Origin of the sequence: Streptomyces sp. SLBN-8D4, from assembly GCF_049739545.1 — a bacterium.
Lineage (GTDB): Bacteria > Actinomycetota > Actinomycetes > Streptomycetales > Streptomycetaceae > Streptomyces > Streptomyces canus_C.
The window spans coordinates 8053417-8076642 of record NZ_JBMGQC010000001.1 but is presented as its reverse complement, the minus strand read 5'-3'; the positions used below and the strand labels follow the sequence as shown (position 1 = coordinate 8076642).

The window sequence follows — 23226 nt, the reverse complement described above, 5'->3', positions numbered from 1 at the left end:
CAGGGGTATTGAAGGATCGTTGAACGATCCTCTACGTTACTCTCACCGCACGGTGCAGCTCCGCAACCTCCGTCCTCCCACTGCGAGGTGCTCATGAGCACGACCCCGCCTCCTCAGGCCCTGACCGATCAGCCCACAACCACCGAACACCAGGCCGAAGACGGGGCGTTGGGCTGGTTCCGCGCCCTCGGTCCGCGCGGCCGACGCGCCTTCGCCGGCGCCTTCGGCGGCTACGCCCTCGACTCCTACGACTACTTCACGCTCCCGCTGAGCATGGTCGCGCTGGCCGGCTACTTCGGCCTGGACAGCGGCCAGACCGGTCTCTTCACCACCGTCACCCTGCTGGCCTCCGGCATCGGCGGAGCCCTGGCAGGAGTGCTGGCCGACCGGGCCGGCCGGGTCAGGGCGCTGATGATCACGGTGGTCACGTACGCGATCTTCACCGTGGCCTGCGGCTTCGCCCCCAACTTCGAGTCGCTGCTGATCTTCCGCGCCCTCCAGGGCCTCGGGTTCGGCGGCGAGTGGGCGGTCGGCGCGATCCTGGTCGCCGAGTACGCGAGCTCGAAGCACCGGGGCCGCACCCTGGGTGCGATCCAGAGCTCCTGGGCCGTGGGCTGGGCGCTGGCCGCGATCGTGTACACGGTGGTCTTCTCGGTCTTCGACGCCGACACGGCCTGGCGCGTGATGTTCTGGACCGGCGCGCTGCCCGCGCTGCTGGTCGTCTGGATGCGGCGCCAGGTCCAGGACGCCCCCGAGGCGATCGCCGTGCGCGAGAAGAGCGCAGGCAAGGGATCCTTCGCGGCGATCTTCAAACCGGACCTGCTGCGTACGACGATCTTCGCCGGGCTGCTGTCCACCGGCGTCCAGGGCGGCTACTACACGCTCGCCACCTGGGTGCCGACGTATCTGAAGAGCGACCGCGGACTGTCGGTCGTCGGCACCGGCGGCTACCTGACCTTCCTGATCTCCGGCGCCTTCCTCGGCTATCTGACCGGCGGCTACCTCACCGACCGGCTGGGCCGGCGCCGCAACATCTGGCTCTTCGCCCTGCTGTCGGCCGTCTGCATCGTGGCCTACGGCAACATCCCGAGCGGAGCCGACACCTGGCTCCTGGTCCTCGGGTTCCCGCTCGGGTTCTGCATGTCGGCGATCTTCAGCGGCTTCGGGTCCTATCTGAGCGAGCTGTACCCGACGGCGGTGCGCGGCTCGGGACAGGGCTTCACGTACAACGCGGGCCGCGCGGTCGGCGCGGTCTTCCCGACCACCGTCGGCTTCCTGGCCGACAGCTGGGGCGTGGGCGGGGCACTCGTCTTCGGCGCCATCGGCTACGGAATCGCCGCACTGGCCCTGCTCGGACTGCCGGAGACCCGTGGGAAGGAACTCGCGTGAACCGCACGGAAGACCGTCCCCTGACCCTCGTCGACGAGCACGCGCACGCGTGGAGCCCGGCCCAGGCACGCGCCCGCTTCCGGGCGGGTCTGACCGGCCCCACCGCCGGGGTCGCGGCCGGCCACACCCAGGCCAACCTGATCTCGGTGCCCGCCGACTGGGCGTACGACATGCTGCTGTTCTGCCAGCGCAACCCCAAGCCCTGCCCGGTCCTCGACGTCACGGACGCCGGTGACCCGACCACCGTCCTCGCCGAGGGCGCGGATCTGCGCACCGATCTCCCGCGCTACCGGGTGTGGGAGGACGGGCACCTGGTGGACGAGCCGACGGACGTGCGCGCACACTGGCGTGACGACCTCGTTTCGTTCCTGATCGGGTGCAGCTTCACCTTCGAGTGGGCACTTTCGGAGGCGGGCGTCCCGATCCGGCACATCGAGCAGGGCCGGAACGTTCCGATGTATGTGACCAGTCGACAGTGCCGTCCCGCGGGGCGGCTGCACGGACCCATGGTGGTCTCCATGCGCCCGGTGCCGCCTCAGCACCTGGCCGCGGCCCTGAGGGAGAGCGGTCTGCTCCCGGCCGTGCACGGCAGCCCCGTGCACTGCGGTGACCCCTCCGGCCTGGGCATCGAGGACCTCGGCCGTCCCGACTTCGGTGATCCGGTGGACGCCGAGCCGGACGACATCCCGGTGTTCTGGGCCTGCGGAGTGACCCCGCAGGCCGCGGTGATGGCCTCGCGCCCGCCGTTCGCCATCACCCACGCACCGGGGCAGATGTTCCTGACGGACGCCCGCGACGAGCAGTACCGGGTGGCCTGAGAACCGCTAGACCCTCTTGAAGATCTGAAAGGAGACACGAGACCTCCATGATCTCGATCGATCTCAACGCCGACCTCGGCGAGGGCTTCGGCCGCTGGGAGTTGACCGACGACGAACAACTGCTGTCCGTCGTCACCAGCGCCAACGTGGCCTGCGGGTTCCACGCCGGGGACGCGGTCACCATGCGGCGGGTGTGCGAGCTGGCCGCCGCGCGCGGGGTCCGCATCGGCGCCCAGGTCTCCTACCGGGACCTCGCGGGGTTCGGACGGCGCTCTATGGACGTGCCGCCCGCCGAGCTGACGGCCGAGGTGGCCTACCAGATCGGCGCCCTGGAGGTCTTCGCCCGGGCGGCGGGCACGCGCGTGTCCTACGTCAAGCCGCATGGCGCGCTCTACAACCGGGTCGTCCACGACGAGGAGCAGGCCGCGGCGGTCGTCGACGGCGTGCTCCTCGCGGACGTCACGCTGCCTGTGCTGGGCCTGCCCGGTTCGCGTCTTCTGGAAGCCGCCGAGAAGGCAGGTCTGGAGTCCGTGACGGAGGCCTTCGCGGACCGCGCCTACACAGAGGAGGGCACGCTGCTGCCGCGCGGCCAGGAGGGCGCGGTGGTCACGGATTTCGAGATGGTGGTGGAGCGCTCGCTGGGCCTGGCCCGGGATCGCGCGGTCACCGCCCACTCCGGCGCCCTCATCGAGATCGAGGCCCGCTCCCTGTGTCTGCACGGCGACACCTCGGGCGCGGTGGAACTGGCCCGACGGGTCAGAGCGCACCTCGAGTCCTCGGGCGTGCTGGTGGAGGCATTCGTATGAGGGCATTGCCGGTCGGGGACGACGCCCTGCTCGTGGAGGTGACCTCGGGCGAGGAGGCCCAGGCTCTGCACGCGGAGCTGGTGCGCCGCCGTGCCGAGGGATCGCTGTCGGTCCGCGAGATCGTCCCCGCGGCCCGTACGGTCCTCCTCGACGGCCTCACCGACCCGGTCCGCCTGGCCGCCGAACTCACCGCCTCCGAGGTACCTCCCGCTCCCCCACGCGCGCGTGAGGTGATCGAACTCCCGATGCGTTACGACGGCCCGGACCTGGCCGACGTGGCCGCGCACTGGGGCGTCTCCACCGAGGAGGTGGTCCGCATCCACGCCGGCACCGAGTTCACGGTCGCCTTCTGCGGATTCGCGCCCGGATTCGGCTACCTCACCGGCCTGCCCGACCGTTACGACGTCCCGCGCCGGGCCACCCCGCGCACGGCCGTCCCCGCGGGTTCGGTGGCGCTCGCGGGCCCGTACACCGGGGTCTACCCGCGCTCGTCGCCGGGTGGCTGGCAGCTCATCGGGACCACTGACGCCGTTCTGTGGAACCACACGCGCGCGCCGGCCGCACTGCTGTCGCCGGGGACACGGGTGCGCTTCGTGGGGGCGAGATGACGGACCGCGCCCTCTGCGTCGTCCGGGCCGGAGCACTGACCACCGTCCAGGACCGGGGGCGCCCGGGCCACGCCCACCTCGGCGTCCCCCGCTCGGGCGCACTGGACGGTCCGGCGGCCGACCTCGCCAACCGCCTGGTCGGCAACCGCCCCGGCGCGGCCCTCCTGGAGACCACGCTCAACGGCTGCGCGGTACGCCCGCGTTCGACGGTCACCGTGGCCGTCACGGGTGCCCCCTGCCGGATCACGGTGGACGGCCGTCCGACGGCCTGGGGCGCACCGGTGCGGGTACCGGCCGGAGCACTGCTGACCGTCGGAACGGCGATTTCAGGGCTGCGCAGTTATGTGGCCGTCTCCGGCGGAATCGCTGTGGAGCCGGTCCTGGGCAGCCGGTCCACGGATCTCCTGTCGGGCCTGGGCCCGGTCCCCCTCACGGACGGCGCGGTCCTCCCCCTGGGCACACCGACACCACTCCACACGCGCGTGGACGCCGCGCCGCAGCCGGCACCCCCCGCGGAACTCGTCCTGCGTGTCACGCTGGGCCCACGGGCGGACTGGTTCACCCCGGAAGCGGTACGGGCTTTCACCTCCCGCGCCTTCCAGGTGTCCTCGGCGAGCAACCGCATCGGCCTGCGCACCGAGGGTCCGGCCCTGGAGCGGGCGTTCGAAGGTGAACTCCCCAGCGAAGGCATGGTTCTGGGCGCCGTCCAGGTCCCTCCCGACGGCAGGCCGGTGGTTTTCCTGGCAGACCACCCGACCACCGGCGGCTACCCGGTGATCGGCGTGGTCCGCACACCGGACCTGGCCGCGGCAGCGCAGGCGGTACCCGGCATCCCGGTGCGCTTCGTAGCGGTGCGGCGGCGACAGCTTCCCTAGGGGCGCGGGGAACTGCCCGACCAGCTACGACGCACCTGCACCTGCACCTGCACCTGCACCTGCACCCAACAACGCACTCACGCGGCCTCAGGTCGTTGCTCCTGCCCGGACAAGGCCGCCAACGCCGTGGACACCCCGTGCGCGGCCCGCAGATCGAGCCGCGCGCTGGTCCCCCGGGCACGATGCCGCATCTCGTCCATCGCGAGCGTCACCAACTGGGGCAGCAGGTCGGTGCACCGCCGCACCACCCACCCCGTGCCCGCCGTGGCCAGCCACCACAGACTCGCCGCCCTCGCGGGCACGGGAAACTCGGGCTCGGCCGAGGGCGCGACCCCGGTCGCGACCCCCCGCTCCGCCAGCACCGCGTGGAACCGCACGGCCAGCTGCCGGTGCCCCCGCTCACTGGGGTGCAACCGGTCCGCACTCCACATCGCGGGCTCGGTGGTCCAAGCTCCCTCGGCCGCATGCAGATGCACCGCCCCGTACCGCTCGGACAGGGCGTGCACCACCGCGTTCACCGCCCGCTGCCGCCGAGCCAGCGGACGCGCCAACGCGCCGGGCAGGCCGAGCATCGTGCCCGGGTCGGGCAGGCACGCCGTGAGCAGGACAGCGCCCTGCTCGGTGAAGGCCGCGTACACCTCATCCAGCCGCGCGGCCACTGCATGGATGTCGAACGTGCAGCGCAGGGTGTCGTTGACGCCGACGACGACCGAGACGACATCCGGCCGCAACCCCAGCCCGACCGGCAGCTGCCGCTCCAGCACGTCCCGCGTCTGCGCCCCGCTCACCGCGAGCTTGGTGAACTCCACGGACTCGGCGAGCCCGTCGGCAAGCAGCGCGGCCCAGCCGCGCCGTTCCCCGCCGACGGGATCGCCCACGCCCTCGGACAGCGAGTCACCGAGGGCGACGAAGCGCACGGTTCTCATGACGCGCCCCTGCTCATGCCACGCCTCCCGGCACGGTGCCCCGTACGAAGACTTCCGCGTCGTGCGCGGCGAGGAACGCACGGACCGCCGTGTCCCAGCCGAAGCACTCCGCACGCGCGCGTGCGGCCTCGCGACGCTCGGCCTCGGAGCGTTCGAGGAGCGTGTCGACGGCGTCCGCGAAGGCGTCCCCGCGGTCGGCGGCGACGGCCCCGGCCGGTCCGATGACCTCCGGCAGCGCGGAGGAGGCGCTCACCACCACCGGTGTGCCGCACGCCATGGCCTCCAGCGCGGCGAGCCCGAAGGTCTCGGCGGGCCCGGGCGCCAGGCACACGTCGGCGGAGGCCTGGAGCGCGCCGAGCAGCCCGCGGTCGGAGACGTGGCCGAGGAAGGTGACCGGCAGCCGCCGTTCCCGGGCCCGCTGTTCCAGGCGCGGCCGCAGCGGCCCGTCCCCCGCCACCACGAGCACCGCCCGCCGGCCTCGGCGGACCAAGGTCTCCAGGGCGTCCAGGGCCGTGCTCGGCCGCTTCTCCACGGACAGCCGGGTGCACGTCACGAGAAGGGTCTCGTCCTCGCCCGCGTAACGGGCCCGCAGTCCCGCGTCGCGCAGCGCCGGGCGCCGCTCGACCAGGTCGACGCCCAGCGGGGCCCGTACGACGTTGCGCGCGCCGATCCGGACGAACTCCCGCTCGGCGAACTCGGTGGTGCACACCACGCGCGCGTACGTGTGCGCCGTACGGACGTTGAGGGCGTCGGCGGTACGCCGGGCCGCGCCCTCGGGCAGTCCCCAGGTGCGCAGGACGCCGTCGGCGGTCTCGTGGGAGACCATCACGGCGGGGACGCGGGCCCGCCGGGCCCATTTGCCGGTCCACCTGAGGGTCGTACGGTCGGAGACCTCCAGGCGGTCGGGGGCGAGTTCCTCCAGGAGCCGGGCCACGCGCCCCTTGTCGGCGAGGACGCGGTAACCGCCGGTGCCGGGCAGCAGCGGGCCGGGCAGGGTGATGATCCGTCCCTGCTCGGTCACGCGGTCGCTCGCGCGCTCGCCGGGCACGATGAGCACGGGCTCGTGTCCGGCCGCCCGGTAGCCCTTGCCGAGCTCGCGCAGGGCGGTGCGCAGGCCGCCCGAGGCGGGCGCGACGAAGTTGGCGAGACGGACGATCCGCAGCGATGGTCCGCTCATGCCGCCACCGCCGTCTTCCGGCCGGTGAGCACGGCGGCGTAGTGGCCGATCAGCTGGTCGCCGACGGCCGCCCAGGTACGCCCCTCGACCATGGCCCGCGCGGCGGCGCCGAACGAGGCACGCGTCCCGGGGTCGGCGCGCAGGGACCACACCGCGTCCCGTACGGCGGCCGGGTCGCGTGGCGGGACGAGGTACCCGGTGCGCCCGTGGGCGACCAGGTCGAGCGGGCCACCGGCGGCGGGGGCGACGACTGGCACGCCGCTCGCCATGGCCTCCTGCACGGTCTGGCAGAAGGTCTCGAAGGGGCCGGTGTGCGCGAAGACGTCGAAGGAGGCGAAGATCCGGGCCAGTTCGTCGCCCATGCGACGGCCCAGGAAGACCGCGCCGGGCAGTGCCTGCTCGAGATGGGGCCGACTGGGCCCGTCTCCGACGACCACGACCTTGACGCCGTCCAGGCGGCAGGCGTCGGCCAGCAGTTCGATGTGCTTCTCGGCGGCGAGCCGTCCGACGTAGCCGACGATCATCTCGCCGTTCGGGGCGAGTCGGCGCCGCAGCGCCTCGTCGCGCAGGTCGGGGCGGAAGCGGACGGTGTCCACGCCCCGCGGCCACAGCTCGACCCGGGGCACGCCGTGCGCCTCCAGGTCGCGAAGGGAGGCGCTGGACGGGGCGAGGGTGAGGTCGGCGGCGGCGTGGACGGAACGGATACGGCGCCAGGCGGCGGCTTCTCCCGCGTGCACATAGGTGCGGGCGTATCCGGCGAGGTCGGTCTGGTAGACGGCCACGGCGGGGATGCCGAGCCGGGCGGCGCCGGCCATGCCGCGGACGCCGAGGACGAAGGGGCTGGCCAGGTGGACGATGTCGGCCCGGTGCTCGGCGATCGCCGCGGCCACGCGCCTGCTGGGGAGGGCGACGCGGACCTGGGGGTAGCCCGGGAGGGGGAGGGAGGGGACACGGACGACGGGGCACGGCGCGAGGGCGTCCACGCCGGGCCCGGGGCCGGACGCGGTGGCCGGCGCGACGACGAGCGGAAGGTGACCGCGATCTACGAGGTGCCGGGCGGTCTGGAGCGCGCAGTGGGCCACGCCGTTCACATCGGGGGGAAAGGATTCGGTCACTATGACGACACGCATAAGGGTGTTCTCGCCGCGCTGGACGTGGCCGCGTCAACGTGGATCTTTGCGAACGATGAACGTCCCATGAGCGTTCCGCTGCACACCCGAGCAGGTCAGGCGGCGTCCATGCGCGCCTGACCCGTGGGTCGTCCGGTGTTCACCCGGCGGGTGTGACGGGGCTCGGAGGTTCACACCCGAGGGTGGTTTCACATGGCCGCGGTGTCCGGTCCGATACGGCTGCGGACGGCCGTCTGGACCTCGGCCTCCTCGGCCGGGTCGGCGGCCAGTCGGCGCAGTCGCTCCACGACCCGGGCGTCGCCGGTCTCGGCGTGCCGGGCGGCGATCTCGCGGGTGGTCTCCTCGCAGTCCCACAGGCATTCGACGGCGAAGCCGGTGGCGAACGAGGGATCGGTGGCGGCGAGCGCGCGGGCGGCGCGGCCTCGGAGGTGGGAGGAGGCCGTCTCCCGGTAGATGTGACGCAGTACGGGCGCGGCGCAGGCGATACCGAGCCGTCCGGTGCCGTCGACGAGGGTCCACAGGGTGGGCGCGTCGGGGCCCTCGCCCCGTACGGCCTCCCGGAGGGCCGCGAGCACGAGGTCCCGGTCCCTGGTTCCGCCCAGGCAGGCGAGCATGCGGCCGGCGGCGGCGCCCAGCGGATCGGGCCGGCGGGCCCAGCCGCGCGCGCGGTCGACGGCGGCGATACTGCGCATGCGTTCGAATGAGTCGAGGGCGGCCTCCACGACGAGCGGTGAGCCGGTGGCGGCTGCCAGCTCGATCAGATCGAAGGCCTCGGGATCATTGCTGTCGGCGAGATAGCGCAGCGCGGTGGACCGCGCCCCGTCGGTGCCGTCCTTGGCGGCCGCGAGGATCTCGGGCCGGTCCTCCGGCCCCGCGACGGCGGTCAGGCACCGGGCGGCAGGCACATGGAGGGCGGCACCCCGCTCGACGCCCTGCTGGGCCCACTCGAAGACGGCCTGCACACTCCATCCCGGGCGCGGCCCGGCGGGTCGCATCTGGCGCTGCCAGCGGTCGAAACAGCCGGCCTCGTGAGCGGCACGCACGCGGGTGGAGACCGATTCGCGGGGATCGTCGGCCCACAGCCGCCACGGCCGCGGTTCGAAGGCGTCGCGGACGGCGGCGGCCAGTTCGGCCTCGCCCTCGGGATCGGTCGCGAAGCGGGCGAGCACGGGGGCGGCGAGGGCACGCAGCCCGGCGTCGTCGTCGCGCAGCGCCAGTTCGTCCAGCGCCCAGGCCCAGTTGGAGCCTGTCGCGGCGTACCTGCGCAGCAGTTCGAGCGCGTCGCGCCTGCCGTAGGAGGCGAGGTGGCCGAGGACGGCGAGGGCGAGGCCCGTGCGTGACTCCTCGGTGTCGAAGACGTCGTCCACCTCGAAGAGGTGTGCCTCGATCTCGTCCAGCTCGCCGCCCAGGTCGAGGAAGAGACGGGCGTAGTACAGGGAGCGGTTCTCCACCTGCCAGTCGTGGCGGGGATCGCGCAGCACGCAGTGGTTGAGGGCCGCGAGCGCCTCGGCGCGCGGGGCGGTGAGCGCGTGCAGTGTGCCGTCGCCGCGGCCCCGCTGGAGCAGGCCGAGCAGCGTACCGCTGGGCGCTATGACCGGATCGAACATGGGAAACAGCCTCACATCAAGCGTCGACGCAACCGGGGACGTGCATTACCTGGCCGCGTGACAACACGTCGGGGCGCCCGCCGTTTCCTGCTTGCTGTAAGCCATCTTCCTCTGCCTCTCGTCGGTGGCCCATGCGGACCGTGTCACGGTCCGCGCGGTGCGGCATCACCTGCCCGGCCATCACGTCCGTGAACCACGACGTCATGATGACCCGGCATTCACATCTGCCGCGACCGAAATTTCGGCGGCCTTGTACCGCCTCCCCCGTTGTCTGAGTTTTCGCTGGTCAGTTCACTGGTCAGAAGGTGCGGATCAGTGTGCGGCGAACAGTTCGAGCAGTTCTGTCCTGCCGAACATCCGGGCCGTGTCGAGGGCCGAGGGGGTGCCCTCGGCCGGATCGGCGCCGGCTTCCAGCAGGGCCTCGATGACGTCCGTGGAGCCCTTGAAGACAGCCCCGGCGAGGGGCGTCTGCCCCCGGTCGTTGACCCCGCGGGCCGCCGCCCCGCGGGCGACGAGCTCACGCACGGCGTCCGCGTGGCCGTGGTAGGCGGCGAGCATCACGAGCGAGTCCCCGCGGTCGTTGGTCAGGCCTGCCGGGACACCCGCGTCGACGTACGCCACAAGTGCCTCGGTCTGCCCCTGCCGGGCCAGATCGAAGATCTTGGTCGCCAGCTCCACGACCTCGGGGTCGGGGGCTTCAGTCATCGGCCGGACCGCCTCTCATACAACCGTTCAGGTGCATCGCAAGGGTACTGGCTCGCACGGCAGATGACCCGAGGTCCCGTGGTGGGCGTCACCACGGCTCCACCAACCAGGTGAAATCGCGAGAAATTCAACCATTTGCACCTTTTATCGTATGGATACATGCTGTGATGCTGGAAGTACTCATGGTGACTGTCCCCACGAACCAGGAGCACCAAAATGATCCTCTCCATCTCGGGTGTCGTACTGCTCGGCATCGTCGTCTTCATCTTCTTCCGCAAGGACGGGCTCAAGGCTTCGCACGCCCTGATCTCGTCGCTGTTCGGCTTCTACCTGGCCAGCACGGCCATCGCCCCGAGCATCAAGGCCGGCGGCGAGAGCCTGGCAAGCCTCCTCGGCGGCATCAAGTTCTGACGCCGCCCGTCCCGTCCGTACGCACCTCCAGGAGACAGCAGTGGCCCGCCGCCCCCTCCCCCGCATCCTGAGCACAGGCAGCGCGCAGATCGCCCGGAGCCGGGAGCTGGCCCGGACGGCGGCCGACAGCGCCACCGATGTCCTCCACCCGCTGATCACACTCACCCGTGGTCTGCGTCGGCTGGCCTCGGCCGGGCGGCGCAGGTGGGCCGACACACACAAGGACCGGCGCGGGCCGCTGCTGTTCCTGGTGGCCTCGGTGGTCCTGGTCGTGGCGCTCGTTCCGTACGGTCCGCTGCTCGCCGTCATCAGCCTGATGGCGGCGGCAGCCTGGCAGGGCCGGGACCGCAAGCCGCCGGAGCCGGACGGACCCGACGAGTCGCAGACACAGCGCCTCCAGTCGCTGTACGAAGCGCTCCTCCCGTACTTCTCGGCGGCCGAGGACCCGGCCCCGCTGTACACGCACGGCGGCGAGTGGGGGGATGCCTTCCCCGCGTACGACTTCGACGCCACCGGCCGCATCACCCACCTGCTGATCCGCTACCCGGCGTACTTCACCGACGGCGAGGCCGAGTCCCGGGCCCGCATCGAGCAGCTGCTGCACGTCAAGTCGGGCCGCGGCCGCGAGTACCACTTCGCCTGGGACGAGGAGGGCAACGAGCTCACGGTCACCGTCCTCGCCCCTCTGCCCACCGACATCGCCGCCCAGCGTTTCGTCACCGCCCCGGGCGAGACGGTCCTCGGCTTCACCGACCCCTCCCAGGTCCAGCGCACCCTCCCGCTCGGCTACGGCGACGGGCAGCGTGACGTCCCGCCGGTCGTCTGGCGCACCGGCATCCGCTCCACCGAGCCGCACCTGCTGGTCATGGGCCAGCCGGGCAGCGGTACGTCGACCCTGCTGCGTTCAATCGCGCTCCAGGCCCTTCAGTACGGCGATGTCGTCGTCGTCGAGGGCGGCAGCACCGGCGAGTACGCGTGCCTGACCGGGCGGGACGGAGTCCTCGCAGTCGAGTGCGGGCTCTCCGGGGCGGTGGCGAGCCTGGAGTGGGCGGCGACCGAGACGGAGCGCCGCCTGATCGCGACCAACCGCGCCCGGCAGGCCGGCCATCCGCCGCCCGAGGACACCAAGCGTCCGCTGTGGATCCTCCTGGACCGCCCGAGTGCCTTCACCCACCTGGCCGCCGCGGACGGCCGCAAGGATCCGCAGTCCCTGCTCCAGGTCCCCCTGCGGCACGGGCGTGCGGCGAATGTCACGGTGGTGGTGGCCGATCAGTTCGACAGCGCGGAGGCGTTGAGCGAGCCGGTACGCCAGCACACGCGCGCGCGTGTCGTGCTCGGGCCCGCGACGGCGGACCAGTTGGAGGCGTTCCTGGGAGCGCCCCCGCACACGACCCCGCTGGCCGAGGTGCCGCCGGGCCGCGGCTACGCCCGCCTCGGGACGGGCCCGGTGCATCGACTCCAGGTGCCGGCGACCCCGGACCCGTACGACGACGCGACGAGCGAGGCGGACCGGCAGGCGGTGCTGGCGTTGCTGCCGGAGCGGACGACTCCGGCCGACGCTGAGACGGTCCCCTCGGCCGACCCGGAGACAGTCCCCTCGGAAGCGATGGCCGCGGAAGCGCCGTAGGGGGGACGGCGGTAGGCGCGGCTGCGGGCCGGTGGGGGCCGGTCGCGCGGCCCCTGGGCAGGTCCGGTCAGCGATCTCACGCCACGAACGTACGCGGCGCCTCCCCGCCGCCGGATCCCCCGCTCTCCACCACCCTCGCCGCGGCAGCCAGCCGTGTCGCCGCCTCCTCGGCCAGCGCGCCGCCCACCGTGAACGGCAGCCGCACATACCCCTCGAAAGCGCCGTCCACCCCGAAACGCGGCCCCGACGGGACGCGCACCCCCACGCGCTCACCCACCTCCGCCAGACGCGACCCGGACAGTCCCCCGGCCCGCACCCAGAGCGTCAGACCGCCCTGCGGTACCTCGAACTCCCATGTGGGCAGCTCCTTGCGCATCGCCGTCACAAGGGCGTCCCGGTTCTCCCGGGCCTGGGCCCGCCGCAGTTCCACGGCCTGCTCCCACCCGCCCGTGCTGAACAGCCAGTTCACGGCCAACTGCTCCAGCACAGGCGTTCCCAGGTCGGCATAGGCGCGCGCGGCGACCAGGCTGCGGATCACGTCCGGTGCCCCCCGGACCCACCCGATCCGCATCCCCGCCCAGAACGCCTTACTGGCGGAGCCGACGGTGACCACGGTGGATCCGGCCGGGTCGAACGCGCACACCGGACGCGGCATCGAGACGTCCTCGTCCAGCCACAGCTCGGTCATCGTCTCGTCCGCCACCAGCACGGTCCCCGCGGACCGCGCCGCCTCCACCAACTGCCGCCGCTGGTCCTCACCGGCCAGCGCACCGGTCGGGTTGTGGAAATCGGCGACGACATAGGCGATCCGCGGAGCCGCGTCCCGCAGCACCTGACGCCAGCGGTCGATGTCCCAGCCGGTCAGCCCCTCCGCCATCGCGACGGGCACGAGCCGGGCACCCGCCTCCCGCATCAGCTGGAGGATGTTCGCGTAGGACGGGGACTCGACGGCGATGCGCTCGCCCCGGCCCCCGAACAGATGACAGATCGCGTCGATCGCGCCCATCGCCCCGGTCGTGACCATGATCTGCTCGGGCATCGTCGGGATCCCGCGCGCGGTGTACCGCTCGGCGATCATCGCGCGCAGGGCCGGAAGCCCGGCCGGGTAGTCCCCATGTGTGTGGGCGTACGGCGGCAGCTCCTCCAGGGCGCCCTGCACCGCACGCGTCAGCCACGGCTCCGGCGCGGGCAGTGCCGCGCAGCCCAGGTCGATCATCGAGCCGAGGGCCTCGGGCGGGAGCGGTTCCAGTCCACGCGCGGGGAGCGGGTTCCCGGCCGGTACGGCCGTCCAGCTGCCCGCGCCGCGCCGGGACTCCAGGAAACCCTCGGCCCGCAGCGCCTCGTAGGCCGCCGCCACGGTCGTACGACTGACGGACAGGGACAGGGCCAGCTCCCGTTCCGCGGGCAGCCGGGCGGCCACCGGAACTCGCCCTTCCAGGACCAGCAGGCGGATGCCGTCGGCGAGGGCGCGGTAGGCGGGCGGCCGGCGCGTGCCGGGGCCCGCCGGACGGTCCTGCTGGGAGTTGAGCAACCGGGCGAGCTGCGCCGCCCCCATCGCGGAAGTCCACTGCGCCACTGAAATCAGTCCACCTTCACCGAATTGGCCATGGATGGCATGTCATCCCAAGCCACAGGATGTCATGCATCAGGCCACTACCGCCACAGGGGGACCCACCTTGTCCATGCAGAGCCGTCTGGGACGACGGTTGATCCAGCTGTGCGCCGGACTCACTCTGTACGGGGCCAGCTCCGCGCTGCTCGTCGAGGCGGGGTTGGGCCTGGAGCCATGGGGCGTGCTGCACCAAGGGCTCGCCGAGCTGACCGGGCTGTCGATCGGTGTCGTGTCGATCGTCGTCGGCGCGGCGGTGCTGCTCCTGTGGATCCCGCTGCGCCAGCGGCCGGGCCTCGGCACGGTCTCCAACGTCTTCGTGGTCGGCCTCGCCATGGACGCCACCCTCGCCGTGGTCCCCGACGCGCACGGTCTCGCCGTACGGATCCCCCTCATGCTGGCCGGCATCGTGCTCAACGGTGCGGCCACCGGCCTGTACATCGCCGCCGGCTTCGGTGCGGGCCCCAGGGACGGTCTGATGACCGGGCTGCACCGGCGGACGGGACGCTCGATCCGGCTGATGCGGACCGCGATCGAGGTGGCCGTCGTGGTCACGGGATTCGTGCTCGGCGGCACGATCGGCGCCGGCACCGTCCTCTACGCGGTGTCCATCGGCCCGCTCGCCCAGGTCTTCCTGCGCGTGTTCGCCGTTCCCCGGGCATCCGACGGCAGCACGGTCGTTGCCGTCGGGCAACCGCAGGGAGCGATACTGCGTCCGTGACCTCGCGGATACGCCACCCCTACCTCGACCACCCCGGCCCCATCCCCTTCGCCCACCGGGGCGGAGCGGCGGACGGCCTGGAGAACACCGCCTTCCAGTTCCGGCGGGCGGTCGAGGCGGGGTACCGGTACCTGGAGACCGACGTCCACGCCACCGCGGACGGCAGGCTGGTCGCCTTCCATGACACCACTCTGGACCGGGTGACCGACGGCGGCGGGCCGGATAGCGGACCTGCCCTGGGCCGACGTACGGCACGCGCGTGTGGCGGGCAAGGAGCCGGTGCCGCTCTTCGAGGATCTCCTTGACGCCTTCCCCGAGGCCCGCTGGAACGTCGACATCAAGGCCGAGTCCGCCCTCCAGCCGCTCCTGGACCTCGTCGAGCGCACCGACACCTGGGACCGCATCTGCGTCGGCTCCTTCTCCGAGGCGCGGGTGATGCGCGCCCAGCGGCTGGCCGGGCCGCGCCTGGCGACGTCGTACGGCACCCGGGGCGTGCTCAACCTCCGGCTGCGCTCATGGGGTGTGCCGGCCGCTCTGCGCCGCTCGGCCGTCGCCGCCCAGGTGCCCGAGCTCCAGTCGGGCATCCAGGTGGTGGACCACCGCTTCGTGCGCGCCGCCCACGCGCGCGGGCTCCACGTGCACGTGTGGACCATCAACGAGCCCGAGCGCATGCACCGGCTCCTGGACCTGGGAGTCGATGGCATCATGACCGATCACATCGACACACTGCGCAAGGTCTTGGAGGACCGGGGCGTCTGGGTCTGACCCACGTCCGACCCGCCCGTTCCCCGGCCGGCGCACGGCACCTTCACGGGGAAGCGAGGGCACGGGTGGGCACCGACACCGTGCGGGTGGGCGCGGCGGACGAGGCCGCCGACCGGCGGCGCGAACAACGCGGCTGGTACTTCTACGACTGGGCGTGCTCCGTCTACTCGACGAGCGTGCTCACCGTGTTCCTGGGCCCCTATCTGACGTCGGTCGCCAAGAACGCGGCGGACGCCGACGGCTATGTCCATCCGCTGGGCATCCCGGTGCGCGCCGGCTCCTTCTTCGCGTACTCGGTGTCCCTGTCGGTGATCGTGGCCGTGCTGGTGATGCCCTTGGTGGGCGCCGCCGCCGACCGCAGCGGCCGCAAGAAGCCCCTCCTGGCGGCCGCCGCCTACACCGGGGCCGCCGCGACGACCGGCATGTTCTTCCTCGGCGGCGAGCGCTATCTCCTCGGTGGCGCCCTCCTGGTCGTCGCGAACGCGGCGCAGTCCGTGGGGACGATGCTCTACAACTCCTACCTGCCGCAGATCGCCCCGCCCGAGGAGCGCGACGCCGTCTCCTCCAAGGGCTGGGCCTTCGGCTACGCGGCGGGCGCCCTGGTGCTGGTCGCGAACCTCGTTCTCTACATGGGCCACGACTCCTTCGGCCTCTCCGAGAGTGCCGCGGTCCGCATCTGCCTGGCCTCGGCCGGCCTGTGGTGGGGCGCCTTCACGCTGGTTCCGCTACGACGGCTGCGCGACCGCCGGTCGTCCGCGCAAGAGGCCAAGGAGCCCACGGCCCCCGGCTTCCGGCAGCTCGCCGCCACCGTCCGCGACATGCGCCGCCACCCGCTCACGCTCGCCTTCCTGCTGGCCTACCTGATCTACAACGACGGCATCCAGACCGTGATCTCCCAGGCGTCGGTCTACGGCTCGGAGGAGCTGGGACTCGGGCAGTCGACGCTCATCGCGGCCGTGCTCCTGGTCCAGGTGCTCGCGGTGGCGGGGGCGCTGGCACTCGGCCGGCTCGCCCGGACCTACGGGGCCAAGCAGACGATCCTCGGCTCACTCGTCGCCTGGGCGGTGATCCTGGGGGCCGGGTACTTCCTGCCCGCCGGCGCACCCGGGTGGTTCTTCGTCCTGGCTTCCGGCATCGGGCTCGTCCTCGGCGGCAGCCAGGCCCTGTCCCGCTCCCTGTTCTCCCACCTCGTCCCGCCCGGCAAGGAAGCCGAGTACTTCTCGGCATACGAGATGAGCGACCGGGGCATGAGCTGGCTGGGCCCGCTCCTGTTCGGGATCACCTACCAGCTGACCGGAAGCTACCGGGACGCGATCATCTCCCTGGTGGCCTTCTTCGTCATCGGATTCGCCCTGCTCGCACGGGTCCCGGTACGGCGGGCGATCAGCGACGCGGGCAACCCCGTACCCGAAAGGATTTAGCGTTCAACACCAAAGCGCTGTAGTGTACGCGTTTGGCCTGCCAGGCGTACCGTTACTGCGCGTCAAAGATAATGAAACGCTGGGTGACATCTGCTAGCAGATGTGACAAACCGGGCGATGGTGGGTACAACAAGGGGCGGCTACGACGGCGACGCATTGCCCGGGACGGGACCCGGAACGGGAATCTTTACCGCCGACCGGACGTTGACCGGTATGACGACGACAGCGACACCTGTCCTGTGGGCGACAAGCCCGGGAGGCACGATTCATGAGTGAGCGAGCTCTTCGCGGCACGCGCCTCGTGGTGACCAGCTACGAGACGGACCGCGGCATCGACCTGGCCCCGCGCCAGGCCGTGGAGTACGCATGCGAGAAGGGGCACCGCTTCGAGATGCCCTTCTCGGTCGAGGCGGAGATCCCGCCGGAGTGGGAGTGCAAGGTCTGCGGGGCCCAGGCACTCCTCGTGGACGGCGACGGCCCTGAAGAGAAGAAGGCCAAGCCCGCGCGTACACATTGGGACATGCTGATGGAGCGACGCACCCGAGAGGAACTCGAAGAGGTCCTTGAGGAGCGTCTGGCGGTTCTGCGTTCCGGAGCGATGAACATCGCTGTTCATCCCCGGGACAGCCGCAAGTCGGCCTGAGCGGGAACAAGCGCATACAAGTAACCGCGGGCGCGGTACGTGATTCACGTACCGCGCCCGCGGTTTGTGCTGTCCGCGCCCGTCAGCGGGTGAGCGGAGGGCGCTGCTCCCGCGGGGAGTCGCCGCCCGGCTCGTCCCGGACGATGACCTCGCCCTGGACCACCTTGCCGTCCGGACGCTGCATACGGGCCTGCTGGAACGCGTCGCCCAGGGTGCCGGGGGCGGCGGCGCGGATCCTGCGGTCGAAGGTGCGCTCGGCGTAGCGGCCGACGGCCTTCTGGACCGGCGGGATCAGCAGGAGGAGCCCCACCGCGTCGGAGAGCAGGCCGGGGATCATCAGGAGCAGGCCGCCCAGCATCATCAGGCCGTTGCCACCGCTGCCGGAGCTCGACGGGGCGCCGCCCCGCTGGAGCGCCTCGTTCAGGTTCTGGAAGGCGCGGCGGCCGGCCCGCTTGATGACCACCGAGCCGAGCACGAAGCCGGCGACCAGCAGCAGGAACACCGCGAAGCCGTTCGCCGCGCCCGCGACCACGGTCAGCAGCCAGATCTCCAGCACCAGCCAGGCGGCGACGCCCAGCGGCAGGAAGGTGCGCACACGGGAGCGGCGGGGCCGGGCGGGGTACGTGGGGGTCGAAGCGCCTGTCGTCATGAGTCCAGTGTGCCTGGCCACGGCTCAGCACGGCATAAGGGGACGATCGCCCCCGTCTGTGAGGTCGTGGGCCTACGGCTGTGCGCGCTTCGCCCGTGCCGTGAGCCTGCCGACCCGCTCCCCCACACCCCAGGTGGTGACCCGCCACAGGGCCTCCACGAGGATGTCGCGGCTCATCTTGGAGTCGCCCAGCTCGCGCTCGACGAAGGTGATCGGTACCTCCACGACGTGGTAGCCGGACTTGACCGCGCGGCGGGCGAGGTCGACCTGGAAGCAGTAGCCCTGGGAGGCGACGTCGTCGAGGCCGAGGCCTTCGAGGGTCTCGCGGCGGAAGGCGCGGTAGCCGCCCGTGATGTCACGGAGGGGAAGGTCGAGGGCGACGCGGGAGTACAGGCTGCCGCCGCGGGAGATGAACTCACGGGACTTGGGCCAGTTCACGACCCGGCCGCCGGGCACCCAGCGGGAGCCGAGGACCAGGTCGGCGCCCTTCAGAGCGGTCAGCAGCCGGGGCAGCTCCTCGGGCTGGTGAGAACCGTCGGCGTCCATCTCGACCAGGACGCCGTAGCCGTGCTCCAGGCCCCAGTGGAAGCCCGCGAGGTAGGCGGCGCCGAGGCCCTCCTTGCCCTTGCGGTGCAGGACCTGGACGTGGTCGTCCTCGACGGCCAGTTCGTCGGCCAGCTTGCCGGTGCCGTCGGGACTGTTGTCGTCGGCCACGAGGACGTGCGCCTCCGGGACGGCCTTGCGCACCCGGTGGACGATGGCCTTGATGTTCTCCGCCTCGTTGTAGGTCGGAATGATCACCAACGCCGTGCCGAGCGGGCCGAATCGCCTCTCCTGGCCCGTGTGGGTCCCGTCGCCGTCGTTCACCGCTGCCCCTTCGAGTCAATGCACAGGCGTCCACCATAGTGGGCACGGCCTGCGATGACGTGACAAGGCGTTCGTATGCTGGTGTCGTTTCCACAAGAGCGGGGTAAGAGTAGGATCTTTGGCCGCTATGACCGAATCGCCCCTCTCGCTGCGGATAGGGGCCCGGCGCTCTTCGGGCCGACCTGGGGCCCGCTGGCTGCGGGTCGACCGAAAGCCGTTGTCTACTGAGCGCCCGGGCCCCACCCGGGTCACACCTCCCCGGCCGGACGGAACGTTCCCTCGTCGTGGCGCGAGCGCTGAGCCTGGCTCCCAGTGGCGGTGCTCCGGTGCGGCACACCGTCCCTGACCCAGCGGCGCTGCGACGACTGGGTGGAAATTCCCCGGTCGGGCGTCCGGTGGTGGACCCGGCCGAACCTACCGGCCTCCTGCCGTCGGCTGTCAACAGTCGTTCGACCTGCGCATCTTCAGACAACGCCCTGGTCAGGGCAGAGGATGCGCAGGTCGCGCGACAGCGGGGCGGGGTCCGATCGATACCGCGCCACCCCCGGAGATCACTCGCCCGGCCGTACGAAGACCGTCCGTCCGCCGACCACGGTGCGCAGGCAGACTGGCAGGTCACGGCCCGGCGTCAGGTCGGGCAGGCCCGGGGTGCCGGAGCGGGGGTCGGTGGACCAGCGGGCGACCCGGTCGTCCGGGGCCTGCACGACCAGTTCGCCGGTGTGCCACACGGCGTAGTCGGCGGGGGCGCCGGGCACCAGGACGCCCGCGTCGTCCCGGCCGACCGCCCGCCAGCCGCCGCGGGTGTGCGCGGTGAAGGCGGCACGCACGGAGACGCGGTGCTCGGGGGTGCGGTGGAAGGCGGCCGCGCGGACCGTGCCCCACGGGTCGAGGGGGGTGACGGGGCTGTCGGAGCCGAAGGCGAGCGGCACACCGGCGCGCAGGAGGGCCGCGAAGGGGTTCAGACGGCTCGCCCGCGCCCTGCCCAGGCGCCGGGCGTACATCCCGTCCTCACCGCCCCACAGGGCGTCGAAGGCGGGCTGGACGGACGCGGTCAGACCGAGTTCGGCGAACGCGGCGACGGCCTCGGGGGTGAGCATCTCGACATGCTCGACGCGATGCCGGGCGGCACGTACACGGGCGAGGCCGAGCTTGTCCGCGACGGCGCGCACTCCCTCGACCACGGCGGTCACCGCCGCGTCGCCGATGGCGTGGAAGCCGGCCTGGAGGCCCGCCTCGGTGCAGGCGGCGACATGGGAGGCCACGGCGGCGGCGTCCAGGTAGGCGAGGCCGGAGTGGTCGGCGTCGGTGTACGGCTCGTGCAGGCACGCGGTGTGGGAGCCGAGGGCGCCGTCGACGAAGAGGTCTCCGGCGGCGCCGAGCGCGCCGAGTTCGCGTGCCTTGGCAACGCCTTCGTCGCCCTGCTCGGCCCAGTAGCCGACCACCCTCGGGCCCGGCTCCTCGCCCGCTAGCCGCAGCAGTCCCGTGAAGTCGTCCTCGGAGGAGATCTCGGGGCCTGCGCATTCGTGAAGGGTGCCGATGCCGAGGGAGGCGGCGTGGGCGAGGGCGGCGCGCTGGGCCTGCGCGCGCTGGGCCGGGGAGACGGAACCGAGCGCCTTCGCGCGGACGGCGTGGTGGGCGTCGGCGGTGAGGGGGCCGTCCACCGCACCGAGGGACGTCATGTCGAGGAGGGCGGTCGTCACCACCGCCGAGTGGACATCGATACGGCTGAGGTAGAGCGGGCGGCGACCGGTCGCCTCGTCGAGTTCCGCGCGCGTGGGCGGGCGGCCACCGGGCCAGCGGGAGGCGTCCCAGCCGTGGCCGAGGAGGACATGGTCGTTCGGGCGGGCGGCCGCGAACTCTCGTACGAGATTCAGCGCCGCGTCCAGGGAGGGGGCGTCGGAGAGGTCGAGGCCGGTGAGCGCGAGGCCGGTGGCGGTCGTGTGCACATGTGCGTCCGTGAACGCGGGGGTGACCAGAGCCCCGTCCAGGTCCACGACTTCGTCGACACCGTCAGCGAAGGCGTCGGCCGCGCCTTCGGAACCGACCCAGGCCACCTGTCCGTGTTCGACGACCATCGCGGTGGCGAAGGGGTCGGCGGGGCTGTGGACCTCGCCGCGACGGAGGAGGACGGTCTTCGGTTCGCTCATGGGGGACAGTTTTGCAGGAGGCATCTCGCCGCAAGGGTGCGGGTTGCACGAACCCCGGTTCGTTCAGATGCGCGGCGGTCGTGCCTCGTACGGGGTCGACAGCACCACCGTGGTACGCGTCGAGACCCCCGCCAGGGACCGCACGCGCGCGAGCAGTTCCTCCAGCTCGTGCGGGGTCGCCACCCGCACCTTCAGGATGTAGTTCTCGTCGCCGGCAACGCTGTGGCACGCCTCGATCTCGGGGACGCCGGCGAGGCGGTCCGCGATGTCGTCGGGGGCGCTGGGGTCGAACGGCTTCACCGAGATGAAGGCCGTCATGGGCAGGCCCACCGCCTCCGGGTCGACCACCGCGGCATAGCCGCGGATGACACCACGCTGCTCCAGCCGCCGCACCCGCTGGTGCACGGCCGAGGTGGACAGGCCCGTGGCCTTGCCCAGGTCCGTGTAACTCATCCGCCCGTCCTTGACGAGCAGCTGCACGATTTGTCGGTCCAGCTCCTCCATGGCGCAAGAACCTACAGTGCGCCTGATCTCCTCGGATACCTGAGCGCCCCAGGTCATGCCCGGTTCGTGATGTGACCGAGAGGCGCCTGTGCGTCTCCTGGGGGACAAAGCCACCGCCACGGGCATCTGCGAGCGGCATGTGACGAAGGCCACACACTCCGGACGGCCCCTGTGATGTTCTCGTGATTACCGCCACGACGGGACGGGAAGTGCTTGCTGTGGTCGAGGCCGCAGTGCCTTCACGGCCCAGCCCGAGGGGGAGAACCCAATGCAGAGTCTTCAGCGTCCTGGTCGTACCGCGCCCAAGCGCCTCCAGGCGGTAGTCGAGTTCGAGCCGGAGGGCGTCGAACCCGACGCCCTCGAAGAGGACTTCGACGCGTACGACACCTTCGAGATGTACCGGGTGATCTGCCCGGACTGCGCGCAGCCCATCGCCCTGCTGGCGGACGAGGAGATGCTGCCGGAGCACGCGCTGTGCGCCTCACCGTGGAACCCGTTCGGCCTCACGGTCTGCGCCGGTACGGGGCGCAAGGCCTCCGACGCCCGGTCGGCGGACGAGTCGGCGGAGCCCCAGGAGCAGGACACGGCTCTGCTGTTGACGCTCCCTCAGGGACTCGACTGGCGGACCCAGCCCTTCTCGCACGTCGGTGGCCCCGGTTCGCGCCCCTTGCGCGTGCCGGTGATGCGCCGTCAGGCCGCCTGAGCCGTCTGGCTCAATCCCAGTAGCTGCCCTGCACCATGGCCCGCAGACTGTCGTGGTGCAGGATCAGTGTGTCCGGGTCCGCCGGTACGGCCACTTCGCCGAAGTGCGCCTGACGGTAGGCGATGCGCAGCATGACGATCGCGTGCCGCAGCGCGGCGTACAGCGTGAAGAAGTCCATGTCGTGCGGTGTGTGGCCGGTGAGTTCGGCGTAGCGGGCCTCGATCCGGTCGCGGCGCAGGAAGTCCGGCAGCCCGGGCCCGCCGAGGGCGGTCGTCAGGTCCTGGAAGAAGCGGTGCAGGTAGACGGTCCAGCCGAGGTCGACCTCGCGCGGGGCCAGGGCCGCCATCTCCCAGTCCAGGACGGCGACGGGGTCGAAGCCCTCGTAGATCACGTTCCCGATGCGTGCGTCGCCCCAGTTGAGGACGGGCGGGTCCGGGTCGGTCGGCCAGAGTTCCTCCAGCCGGTCGAAGGCCTGCTCGATGAGGGGTGAGCGGGCGAGTCCGTCGACCACCCAGTCGTAGTAGGCGCGTTGGGCGGTGACGTGGCGGCGCAGTGCGTCGCCCTCGCCGGGCAGTTCCAGGAACGCGGCTTCCGCCGTCGGCACTTGGTCGTGCAGATGGGCCAACAAGCCGATCGTGGCCGCCTCCAGGTGCTCCCGCTCGGCGTCGCTCGCGGCATGCAGCCAGTTGCCCTCGTAGGTATAGGGCATGACGTCCGGCGGCACGCGCCCCCGCACGCGTTCCATGACGAAGAAGGGCGCCCCGAGCGGGCCCGGGTCCTCCTCCAGCCACTGCACCCTCGGCACGGGCAGGTCCGTGCAGCGGGCCACCGTGAGCATCGTGCGGTACTGGCGGACCATGTCGTACACCGGGAAGACGGTGTACGCCGAGGGGTCCGCGGCGAGCCGCAACGCGCAGGACCGCAGGGGCGGTTCGGGGTGCTCGATGTCGAAGAGCAGGGTCTCGCTGGACAGGCCGTTCGAGGTGGGGACGGTGACTCCGACGGCCTTCCCACCGGGCAGGCGGGTGCCGAGCCAGGCGGAGAGACGGTCGGCGAGCTGCTGCGGGTCGCGGGTGCTGGTGCGGGGGCGGGGTGCCGTGGACATGTCGTCAACTCCC

22 protein-coding genes and 1 pseudogene are annotated in these 23226 nt (G+C 72.0%); 12 read left to right on the top strand and 11 right to left on the bottom strand.

What is annotated here, in order from left to right:
- The first annotated feature begins 93 nt into the window (after positions 1-93).
- From RKD20_RS36760 to RKD20_RS36740, 5 genes are read left to right on the top strand one after another with little or no spacing between them, the layout of a single operon-like run.
- Positions 94-1389 (top strand): MFS transporter, encoded by a 1296-nt coding sequence (locus RKD20_RS36760; RefSeq protein ID WP_424881459.1) that lies wholly within the window; start codon positions 94-96, stop codon positions 1387-1389.
- Entirely contained in the window at positions 1386-2207 is an 822-nt protein-coding gene (locus tag RKD20_RS36755) for a putative hydro-lyase (RefSeq protein ID WP_424881458.1), read from the top strand. Before RKD20_RS36760 ends, RKD20_RS36755 begins: the two co-directional genes overlap by 4 nt.
- A 47-nt stretch (positions 2208-2254) precedes the next feature.
- Positions 2255-3013 carry a LamB/YcsF family protein gene (locus tag RKD20_RS36750; protein WP_424881457.1) on the top strand — a complete coding sequence of 253 codons (759 nt, stop codon included), beginning with the start codon at positions 2255-2257 and terminating at the stop codon, positions 3011-3013.
- Positions 3010-3621, top strand: a complete 612-nt coding sequence (pxpB, locus tag RKD20_RS36745; protein ID WP_424881456.1) for a 5-oxoprolinase subunit PxpB — start codon at positions 3010-3012, stop codon at positions 3619-3621. The genes RKD20_RS36750 and pxpB overlap by 4 nt, the downstream gene beginning before the upstream one ends.
- Positions 3618-4496: a biotin-dependent carboxyltransferase family protein gene (locus RKD20_RS36740; RefSeq protein ID WP_424881455.1), complete on the top strand. Its 879-nt coding sequence runs from the start codon at positions 3618-3620 to the stop codon at positions 4494-4496. Before pxpB ends, RKD20_RS36740 begins: the two co-directional genes overlap by 4 nt.
- Before the next feature lie 77 nt (positions 4497-4573).
- Here RKD20_RS36740 and RKD20_RS36735 read toward each other — a convergent pair whose 3' ends face one another.
- From RKD20_RS36735 to RKD20_RS36715, 5 genes are all read right to left on the bottom strand, one after another.
- Complete coding sequence (locus tag RKD20_RS36735; RefSeq protein WP_424881454.1) at positions 4574-5422, bottom strand: SGNH/GDSL hydrolase family protein; 849 nt, start codon at positions 5420-5422, stop codon at positions 4574-4576.
- 13 nt (positions 5423-5435) lie between these two features.
- Complete coding sequence (locus RKD20_RS36730; protein ID WP_424881453.1) at positions 5436-6599, bottom strand: glycosyltransferase; 1164 nt, start codon at positions 6597-6599, stop codon at positions 5436-5438.
- A complete protein-coding gene (locus RKD20_RS36725; protein ID WP_424881452.1) occupies positions 6596-7729 on the bottom strand; it encodes a glycosyltransferase family 4 protein in 1134 nt (377 codons plus the stop codon). The genes RKD20_RS36730 and RKD20_RS36725 overlap by 4 nt, the downstream gene beginning before the upstream one ends.
- A 188-nt stretch (positions 7730-7917) precedes the next feature.
- Positions 7918-9336, bottom strand: a complete 1419-nt coding sequence (locus RKD20_RS36720) for a HEAT repeat domain-containing protein (protein ID WP_424881451.1) — start codon at positions 9334-9336, stop codon at positions 7918-7920.
- A gap of 312 nt (positions 9337-9648) precedes the next feature.
- Positions 9649-10041 carry an ankyrin repeat domain-containing protein gene (locus tag RKD20_RS36715; RefSeq protein WP_424881450.1) on the bottom strand — a complete coding sequence of 131 codons (393 nt, stop codon included), beginning with the start codon at positions 10039-10041 and terminating at the stop codon, positions 9649-9651.
- Between the two features lie 216 nt (positions 10042-10257).
- Here RKD20_RS36715 and RKD20_RS36710 point away from each other — a divergent pair, with 216 nt between their 5' ends.
- Both RKD20_RS36710 and RKD20_RS36705 read left to right on the top strand, forming a co-directional pair.
- Positions 10258-10452 carry a hypothetical protein gene (locus RKD20_RS36710; RefSeq protein ID WP_020117383.1) on the top strand — a complete coding sequence of 65 codons (195 nt, stop codon included), beginning with the start codon at positions 10258-10260 and terminating at the stop codon, positions 10450-10452.
- A 40-nt stretch (positions 10453-10492) separates the two neighbouring features.
- Positions 10493-12079 (top strand): ABC transporter ATP-binding protein, encoded by a 1587-nt coding sequence (locus RKD20_RS36705; protein ID WP_424881449.1) that lies wholly within the window; start codon positions 10493-10495, stop codon positions 12077-12079.
- A gap of 76 nt (positions 12080-12155) precedes the next feature.
- Here RKD20_RS36705 and RKD20_RS36700 read toward each other — a convergent pair whose 3' ends face one another.
- Positions 12156-13655, bottom strand: coding sequence for a PLP-dependent aminotransferase family protein (locus RKD20_RS36700; protein ID WP_424881448.1), 1500 nt, complete (start codon positions 13653-13655; stop codon positions 12156-12158).
- A 64-nt stretch (positions 13656-13719) separates the two neighbouring features.
- Here RKD20_RS36700 and RKD20_RS36695 point away from each other — a divergent pair, with 64 nt between their 5' ends.
- From RKD20_RS36695 to RKD20_RS36680, 4 genes and pseudogenes are all read left to right on the top strand, one after another.
- Positions 13720-14409 carry a YczE/YyaS/YitT family protein gene (locus tag RKD20_RS36695; RefSeq protein ID WP_424881447.1) on the top strand — a complete coding sequence of 230 codons (690 nt, stop codon included), beginning with the start codon at positions 13720-13722 and terminating at the stop codon, positions 14407-14409.
- Positions 14406-15174, top strand: a pseudogene (locus RKD20_RS36690) (glycerophosphodiester phosphodiesterase). Before RKD20_RS36695 ends, RKD20_RS36690 begins: the two are co-directional and overlap by 4 nt.
- A gap of 65 nt (positions 15175-15239) precedes the next feature.
- The gene (locus tag RKD20_RS36685) at positions 15240-16595 is read left to right on the top strand and encodes an MFS transporter (RefSeq protein ID WP_424881446.1); all 1356 of its coding nucleotides are present in this window, start codon (positions 15240-15242) and stop codon (positions 16593-16595) included.
- Positions 16596-16863: 268 nt separating this feature from the next.
- Positions 16864-17238 carry an RNA polymerase-binding protein RbpA gene (locus RKD20_RS36680; protein ID WP_003977404.1) on the top strand — a complete coding sequence of 125 codons (375 nt, stop codon included), beginning with the start codon at positions 16864-16866 and terminating at the stop codon, positions 17236-17238.
- Positions 17239-17320: 82 nt separating this feature from the next.
- Here the strand turns inward: RKD20_RS36680 and fxsA are convergent, their stop codons facing one another.
- From fxsA to RKD20_RS36660, 4 genes are all read right to left on the bottom strand, one after another.
- Positions 17321-17887: an FxsA family membrane protein gene (gene fxsA / locus RKD20_RS36675; RefSeq protein ID WP_424881445.1), complete on the bottom strand. Its 567-nt coding sequence runs from the start codon at positions 17885-17887 to the stop codon at positions 17321-17323.
- A 72-nt stretch (positions 17888-17959) separates the two neighbouring features.
- Positions 17960-18754: a polyprenol monophosphomannose synthase gene (locus RKD20_RS36670; protein ID WP_424881444.1), complete on the bottom strand. Its 795-nt coding sequence runs from the start codon at positions 18752-18754 to the stop codon at positions 17960-17962.
- 551 nt (positions 18755-19305) lie between these two features.
- Positions 19306-20901, bottom strand: coding sequence for an amidohydrolase (locus RKD20_RS36665; protein ID WP_424881443.1), 1596 nt, complete (start codon positions 20899-20901; stop codon positions 19306-19308).
- Positions 20902-20964: 63 nt separating this feature from the next.
- Complete coding sequence (locus tag RKD20_RS36660; protein ID WP_006136660.1) at positions 20965-21405, bottom strand: Lrp/AsnC family transcriptional regulator; 441 nt, start codon at positions 21403-21405, stop codon at positions 20965-20967.
- A gap of 268 nt (positions 21406-21673) precedes the next feature.
- Between RKD20_RS36660 and RKD20_RS36655 the strand changes: the two genes are divergently transcribed.
- Complete coding sequence (locus RKD20_RS36655; RefSeq protein ID WP_424881442.1) at positions 21674-22108, top strand: hypothetical protein; 435 nt, start codon at positions 21674-21676, stop codon at positions 22106-22108.
- A gap of 10 nt (positions 22109-22118) precedes the next feature.
- Here the strand turns inward: RKD20_RS36655 and RKD20_RS36650 are convergent, their stop codons facing one another.
- Positions 22119-23213, bottom strand: coding sequence for a phosphotransferase family protein (locus RKD20_RS36650; RefSeq protein WP_424881441.1), 1095 nt, complete (start codon positions 23211-23213; stop codon positions 22119-22121).
- Positions 23214-23226: the final 13 nt, after the last annotated feature.